Raw genomic sequence first — 1,344 nt, 5'->3', positions numbered from 1 at the left:
CACGTCCTGGCGGTACGTCACCCGGGGCTGCGACTGCGCACCGAGCAGGCCCACGACACCGCCGCCCCGGCGCTCCTCGCGGCGGGCGAGGACGCGGACCTCCTGGTGCTCGGGGCGAGGGGGAGCGGCGGCTTCCCGGACCTGCGGGTCGGCTCGACCGCGCTGCAGGTCGTCGCCCGGACGGGCTGCCCCACGGTGGTGCTGCCGGTGGAGGCCGCCGGGTCGCATCCCCGCGAGTTCGTGGTGGTCGGGGTGGACGCGCGGCGCCCCGCGGACGCCGCCCTCGGCTTCGCCTTCGCGGCCGCCCACCGGTACGGCCTGCCGCTGCGGGCCGTCCACGCCGGGGCCGCACGCCCGGCCGGCTCCGGAGGTGAGGCCCGGCTGCTGGCCGCGGCCCTGGAGCCGTGGAAGGCACTCAACCCCGACGTCGAGGTGCTGGAGGACGTCGACAGCGGGGGGCCGGCCGGGGTGCTGGTGGACGTGTCCGCCAAGGCGCGGTTGATGGTGCTGGGGCGCCGGCCCGTCGGCTCCGTGATCCCGCTCGGCCCGGTCGTCCATGCCGTTCTGCACCACGCCGCCTGCCCGGTGGCGGTCGTGCCCGGGTCGTGAGCGCGAGCGCGGACTCCCACCCGGGCGGACCGGCGGACCAACGGCCCTGCCGCCGGCCGCGGAGAAGGGACCTTCGGCCCGAAGACCCGGTCCCCATCGGCGCATCCCCGGCCCGTGCCGCGCGCAGGAAGCTTCTCGTCGAGAGCCGGGCACGACCCCGCCGGCCGCCGCTCTCCGGACGATCCCCGGACGATCCCACTGAAAGGTGGTCCCGCCATGACCCGCCGCCCGCACACCGTGCAGCCGCCCGCTCCGGGCGATGCCGAGCCGGCCGTCGACACGCTCGTGGCCGAAGCCCTGACGGCCCTTCGGGAGTACGCGGACTTCACCCAGGAGCAGATCGACCACATCGTCAAGAAGGCGTCCCTGGCCGCCCTGGCCGAGCACACCGGACTCGCGGTGCTGGCGGTGGAGGAGACCGGGCGCGGGCTGTTCGAGGACAAGGCGGTGAAGAACGTCTTCGCCTGCGAGAACGTCACCCATGTGATGGCCCGGACGAGGACGGTCGGGGTGGTGCGCCGCGACGACATCGACGGCATCGTGGAGATCGCCGAACCGGTCGGCGTCGTTGCGGGCGTGACCCCGGTGACCAACCCCACCTCGACCACGATCTTCAAGAGCCTGCTGGCCCTGAAGACCCGCAATCCGATCGTGTTCGCCTTCCACCCGGCCGCGCAGCGCTGCTCCGCCGAGGCGGCGCGGATCGTGCGCGACGCCGCGGTGGCGGCCGGGGCG

2 protein-coding genes are annotated in these 1,344 nt (G+C 75.4%); both read left to right on the top strand.

Translation table 11 applies throughout. The annotated features are described in order from the left end of the window. The coding region (locus tag ABZ641_RS37655) for a universal stress protein (RefSeq protein WP_359989106.1) at positions 1-609 on the top strand (609 nt) is incomplete at its 5' end. A gap of 216 nt (positions 610-825) precedes the next feature. Beyond that, positions 826-1,344: aldehyde dehydrogenase family protein (locus tag ABZ641_RS37650; RefSeq protein WP_359989104.1), on the top strand; the 519-nt coding region annotated here is incomplete at its 3' end.

It is taken from the genome of Kitasatospora sp. NPDC007106, from assembly GCF_040634455.1.
Lineage (GTDB): Bacteria > Actinomycetota > Actinomycetes > Streptomycetales > Streptomycetaceae > Kitasatospora > Kitasatospora arboriphila.
Note: the sequence above shows the minus strand (reverse complement) of the source record. Positions and strands in the feature narration are given on the sequence as shown.